This window comes from Candidatus Woesearchaeota archaeon (genome assembly GCA_003694805.1).
Classification (GTDB): Archaea; Nanobdellota; Nanobdellia; order Woesearchaeales; family J110; genus J110.
Window position 1 is genome coordinate 1 of record RFJU01000076.1, and the last position, 6059, is coordinate 6059.

5 protein-coding genes are annotated in these 6059 nt (G+C 51.5%); 2 read left to right on the forward strand and 3 right to left on the reverse strand.

Translation table 11 applies throughout. The annotated features are described in order from the left end of the window. Window positions 1-594 (forward strand): hypothetical protein (locus tag D6783_02850; GenBank protein RME53132.1); only part of this gene is annotated, 594 nt, incomplete at its 5' end. A 55-nt stretch (window positions 595-649) separates the two neighbouring features. Here the strand turns inward: D6783_02850 and D6783_02855 are convergent. Both D6783_02855 and D6783_02860 read right to left on the reverse strand, forming a co-directional pair. Next, the gene (locus D6783_02855) at window positions 650-1477 is read right to left on the reverse strand and encodes a circadian clock protein KaiC (GenBank protein RME53133.1); all 828 of its coding nucleotides are present in this window, start codon (window positions 1475-1477) and stop codon (window positions 650-652) included. A gap of 87 nt (window positions 1478-1564) precedes the next feature. Beyond that, window positions 1565-2806, reverse strand: coding sequence for a hypothetical protein (locus D6783_02860; protein RME53134.1), 1242 nt, complete (start codon window positions 2804-2806; stop codon window positions 1565-1567). Window positions 2807-2998: 192 nt separating this feature from the next. Between D6783_02860 and D6783_02865 the strand changes: the two genes are divergently transcribed. Continuing rightward, window positions 2999-4438, forward strand: coding sequence for a hypothetical protein (locus D6783_02865; GenBank protein ID RME53135.1), 1440 nt, complete (start codon window positions 2999-3001; stop codon window positions 4436-4438). A gap of 18 nt (window positions 4439-4456) precedes the next feature. Here D6783_02865 and D6783_02870 read toward each other — a convergent pair whose 3' ends face one another. After that, window positions 4457-6031 (reverse strand): hypothetical protein, encoded by a 1575-nt coding sequence (locus D6783_02870; GenBank protein ID RME53136.1) that lies wholly within the window; start codon window positions 6029-6031, stop codon window positions 4457-4459. Window positions 6032-6059: the final 28 nt, after the last annotated feature.

Sequence of the window (6059 nt, forward strand, 5' to 3'; positions counted from 1 at the left end):
CTCCTCCAACAGCAAGCCGTACCAACACCATCCCAGACACCACCAGTCCCCGCCCCGCCTCAAAAAAAACAACCCGACAAAAAAAATCCGAAAAAAAACGAAAAAAACAGGGAGGCAAAAAAAATGAACAGCAACCAACAACAACGAACAAAACCAACAGAGCACGCCGCCTACTGCGCGCCCTCCACGGGGCACTACCTCGTCTGCACCTTCCACAACGTTCCAGAAACCATACTCGCCAACACGAAACAACTACACAACCTCCTTCTCGAAGGACTCGCAAAAGACCGTTTCACCATCCTCAAATCAGCAACACACGAATTCACCCCGCAAGGATTCACCTCCATGGTCCTCCTCGCAGAAAGCCACGCCTGCATCCACACCTACCCAGAACATCACAGCATCACCTTCTCTCTCTACTCGTGCAGAGGGGAACGAGACGGGCAAGGATGCCTCGACTATCTCACCAACGCGCTTCGCGCCGAGCGACGCATCATCTTCGACAGCACTGTCCACCTCAACACCGCCCATGAAGACTCCTCCCAAAAAGACCCCTCCCAAAACCTCACTCCTGCATCACGCAACGAGCAATGAATCAAAGAACACCTGCCCTGCTCGAAAAGAAACAGGGTTACAAGCGCGCAAGTCGCTAAAGCAAAGGATTCTGCCCGCCATACAGCGCATGAAACGCGCCGTTCTTAAACTCCAAGCTGAAAATGTCTAACCGAACCTTCGTTGCACGCATCTTCACAACATTAATCTCGCGCACGACGTTTCTGCGAAACGGCGTGAGACGAAGCTGAACAATGCCATCTGACAAGAACTCTTCAAGCTCGTACTGAGCATACCTTGCCGTGTCTTTGCCTTCTGTCTGCTCAGAAATGAGCAACGACGTCATTCCCAAATCACGCAAGAATTCAAAAAAATAGAACAATTCAATACGAGGGTTTTCAAACTTGCTCAACACATACAAAGCAGACATGCTATCCAAGGTGAAGAGCGAGCACGGCGTCTCAGCCCTCACCTTCTTCACAATATTCTTAATCGCGTTCAACCAACTCCTATTATCCGCCACGCGCAAATCCTTAATTTCCTTCCTAATCGCGCCCACGTCAACAATAATCACCGATCTCGGATTTTCCTTCACTCGCTCCAGCCCCTGATGCAAATGAGACAAGTCCTTCACCGTCACGAGCTCTATCTTGCCAAGGTCCAAACCCAAATTGCTCATGTGCTTCACAAGGGATTCGGCACTCTGTTCCAACGATATATAGAGCGACGTCCTCCCATTCAACGCCTCGTTGTATTGAATGCTAAAGCACAGCGAAGACTTCATCGAACCCGCCGTCCCAGAAATCAAGCATAAATGGCCTTCAGGAATTCCTCCCTGAATGTGCTCATCAAGACCTTTCACGTACGTCCTAATACGCTTAATCTCAACAGGGAACACGCCGCCTTCCCCTTCTTGACTCACCACTCATCACCTCTTTTTTCTTGCTCGCGAACTCGCAACGCCGAGACGTCAAGCCCCGGAACTGGCACGCGAAGGCATTGTTACACGCCCTTACTGCACCGTGTGCTCAACAACGACCAGCTTCCCCTTCTTCGTCGTCAAGAGGATTTTACCCGGTGCAAAGGCGTTGCAACCAATAATAACGCCAGGCAAGCGCACTTGCCACAATCTCTTGCCGACTTGCTTGCCAGCTTCCCGCGTCATGACCTCCGCGTAATGGCCGGCCTGCTCAACAGCACCGGAAATGCCCGGCATGTAGTCAAGCACGTATTCTCCTTCGCAATCGAGTATATAAAGATTATGGTCATAGGAACCAACCACCACTTCAACACGCCCATCATTATTAATATCAACAACTAAGGGAGAAGCGACGACCCAAAAGTCAGTCTCGTACGACCAAATCCTATCGCCTCTTGCCGACACCGCATGCACCTTGTTATCACAACTCCCCACAAAAATCATCGGTTCGCCGTCGTGACCAACAAAAGTCACCGCGGGCTCATTAATAATCGCTCCTTCCGTCTCATACACCCACTCCAAATTCCCGTGCTCGTCAAGCAAGTACAAAGAATTGTCTTTTGAGCCAACCAAGAATCGCATACGATCAGAACCGTGCACTTCATACATCGCCGGCCTCGCCGTAATCTTGCCCTGCGTTTTGAACTTCCACAACACATCACCATTTGAACGAACGCAAAACACAGTACCGTCATTGCACCCGAACACGATCTTTCCCTCATGCACGACAGGGACGCTCTCAACGGGCGAGTTCGCATCGAACTTGTTCACTAAGGATCCGTCCTTCGTTAAGATGTATACAAAACCATCTGCACAACCAACAACAACTTCAAGCTCGTTATCATCATTCACGTCATGCACCGCCACCGTGTTGCGCACCGGTCCGCCACACCGAAACACCCACAACTTCTCACCAACACTGCTAAGAACGTACACTAACCCTTGCTCTGTTCCAAAAATAATTTCATAATTCCCGTCCCCGTTCACATCTTCACACACAGGCGTCGTGTTCACACTCAACCCTGCCTCAGCATCCAAGAAAAACTCCTCCAGCTCGTCCGTTTCGTGCTCAGCAAAAACCCATTTTTCTTCCCCCGACTCAGAAATGCACACGAGACGGCCGTCTGTCGTTCCTACAACAACTTCAACAGCACCATCACCATCAATGTCCATCACCAGCGGAGGAGAAACAACACCGCTCTTCACATCAAAGAGAAGCCGAGAAACAAGCCTTCCCCCTCTTTTCCCCATGAGTTTTCCAAGAACTCCCTGCATAGCCCCTTACCAGAAAAACATCTTTTTTAAACATTTCGTTCGCCACCACCGCTTCCCTAGAAAAAAAAGAAAAAAGAAAAAAGCCGAACAAAAAAACCCTCATGCCGTGAAAAGGCAGAGAGAAAGCGACACGAAAGAACGCTTTAGAGAAAAAGCTTTATAAACAAGAAAGCCAAGAAACAAATCTACACCATGCAACGAGAACTTCTCAAGCACCTCGACCGCCTCATCGAACAAAAAAGGACGCCCAGCCAAATTCGCCTTGAACTCATGAACCTGGGCTTCTCCGCCAGCGAAGTAGAAGACGCCCTCGAACACCGAGGCGCCACCGCTTCACGAACAGCACAAGACAAACGCCACGCAACCATTTACTTTCTGAAAGAATGCTTCGACAGACTCGGCTACGGCTTTGGCGCAACACCTCTCGTGAACATTCTCTTCTACCTTCTCTCGCAAAACCTCTTCCTCGTCGGCACCATCGTCGGCCTGCGAAACACGTTCACCCTCCTCCTCTCAAGCTTCATCCAATCATTCTCAACAAGCGGCTACAAAAACAAAAAACTTATCAGCACAGGAGGGTATTTGTACGGCTTTAGCTTCCTCCTCATGGCCCTCGCCTTCGTGCTGGGCAAGCCCCTCCTCTTCGCTGTAGCGTTCTTCATCGCCGGGGCGGGCCTCGTCATTTACGGCGACCTCTCCTACTTCCTCATGCACGCAACGCTCAGAAAAGAACGAGCACCCCCCTCTCTGCGCCACCTCTGGCGGTACGGCATTTTCCTCAGCGCGGCAGCCCTCTTCGCCGCGACCTACCTCCTCGATGCGTTCCCCATCCAACACACGACAGCAACCACAAACATCAGCCTCGCCTCCCTCCACCTCCACCTGTCCGGCTACACCCTCATCTTCCTCTTCACCGCCATCTCATTCATCATCTCCGGCTTCCTCATCAGCCTCGTAAAACCGCCAAGAACATCCGAACAACAGCCACACCACATCCTCCGCGAATACGCACACAGCGTCAAAGAGAGCCTCCGGGTATTCCGCCGCGGCCCTTACGTCAAGCTTCTCTTCACCGCAACCCTTCTTACCGGCCTTGTTCACATCCTCGGCAGCGCGTTTTACGGCATCTTCATTTACGAAACCTTCAAGAAAAGCTATCTTTTAGGATTCCTCAACGTAGGAATCGTCTACGCCCCTGCAGTCCTCCTCGCCTTCATCGGCCCATACTTCTCCCGCAAGGTGCGCCACGCCATCGGCCTCGCCCCCACCCTCGTATTCGGCACCCTCCTCACTGCCTTCCTCCCCGCCGTCCTCTACTTTAAGCCCCTCCTTCCCAACATCGTCGTCGCGAACGGCCTGGCCGTCATCGGCTCGGCCATGGTCGGCGTCTCCCAAGACCTTCTCGCAAAAAAAATCCTTCACGAAAAAGAACGAGAGCATTACTACCGCGCCAGCAGCTCCCTCCTCACGCTTCCCTACCTCATCCTCATCCCCCTCGGAGCGTACGCCGTCCAAGAAGCAGGCATTGCAGGAATGGGTATCTTCTTCGCCGGCCTTGCAGGCATCCTCGCCTTCCTCGTCGCCCCGCTCTACTTCATCCTTGTTGCCCTTGGCAATAAAGAACGCCTCTAACACAAAAACAACACACACTCACGTTATCTCATAAAATATTGCTACAGCATCACTACCGGGCTTGAACGTCCTCAACAACGCAGGCACCTTAATCTCGTAGTCGTACACGCCAAACGCGCCTTGCATTGACTCATTAATCCTTGTCACGAACACCAAGTCCTCCTTGTCGGTCTGGTCAAACTGCTGGTTCAAACTCGCATCATCGCCCGCGTCCCACAGCAAACCCGTAACGAACGCAGACGAATTGGTCGAATTCACCACCGGAACATGCAAAATCGTTTTCGTCTCAAGAACAAAGGTTTCTGTCTGAAGCGGCGTGTCCGATCCCCCTCCCCACACGTTCTTGAGCGAATCATTAAACGATGACGTATTCAAGAGCGCGTCTGCCTCGGTGAGGTCATTCCCTGTCTGGACGTCCGTCGTGGTTCTCGTTAACGCCTGCAAGTTCGCAAAACTAAACGAGCTGTCAACATCCGCTATAAAGATGTGGCCTTGCACCGTTGACACATTCACGACCGCGAACAACGACTTGTTATCTGACGAGTCCAGAACGACATCTTTTGAAACGTTTCCGTAAAAGATTTGATACAGGCTGACAACAAGGGTGTTGTTCGCCTCGTTGTTCGACTCGTCAGACTCATTCACCGTGTTATTTGGATCAAGAACAACAAAGATGTTGTTGTCCCCCGCCGAGAGCGTGAACGACACGTTGAGCGTGACCACCTCACCAATCAAGAGACTCGGCACCGTCTGGTTGCTTCCCACTTGCTCCCCTCCAGCATCAGGGTCGCCCTTAAAGAACTGCACAATGAAAGGATCGGTCGCGTCGGAAAGACCTTGATTCGTTATGTTTGCAAAGACCGTCGTGTTCACCCCCTCCACTCGCCGCCCTTCGCCGAACGTAATGTTTTGTGCAAACACAGCAAGATCCGGCCCGGTGATGTTAAGTGTAAAATTAGCAGGGGCGAATCCCGCGTTTCCTTCTGTATCCGAACAGTACACGTTCCACTCATAAACGCCGAGACCGAAGAACTTGTCTGCAAACGTGTTGTTTGCATCATTCACAGGAGACGCGTCGGTTTCGTTAGGAGCAAACGAACCGCCCGAGCCGAAATAAAGCGTGCAATTAGCAAGGTTAATGTCGTAAACATAGTAGGTAAAGTTCACTAAGCCGATGCCTCGTTCGGCAAAGTCTTCGGGGAGAACAAGCGTCACGTTCGGCGGCGTCGTGTCAGGCACGACTTCAAAAAACGCCGTTTCTGTTGCATCCGTAAAGTTCGCTCTTGTCGCTAATGCCACAGCGCTGTAGTTCGCAAAGTTCAGCGATGCTGTTTCAAGCAGGAACGAGACAACACCATCAGGACCGGTCCCGCTCGCGTTCTCCTGTATGAGAACATGCCCGTCAGCAACGCCCGTGGACACATTGTAATTGGGCACCTGCTCCCCTGTTACGCTAAAGTCGTCGATGGCGTAGCCGTTCTGATTCACACTACTATCCGTCGCGATCGTAAAACGCACATATACCGTACCATTCCCCACAAACGACGACAAATCAACATACTCATTCCTCCAAGACTGCTGATTCCCACACATACCAAAACCATCATCACCAGAACGCGAA

Bases quoted from the DNA above. Each gene is read 5' to 3' on its own strand.
- D6783_02860 (RME53134.1), bottom strand. From the start codon at position 2,806: ATGCAGGGAGTTCTTGGAAAACTCATGGGGAAAAGAGGGGGAAGGCTT.
- D6783_02870 (RME53136.1), bottom strand. From the start codon at position 6,031: ATGTGTGGGAATCAGCAGTCTTGGAGGAATGAGTATGTTGATTTGTCG.
- D6783_02865 (RME53135.1), top strand. From the start codon at position 2,999: ATGCAACGAGAACTTCTCAAGCACCTCGACCGCCTCATCGAACAAAAA.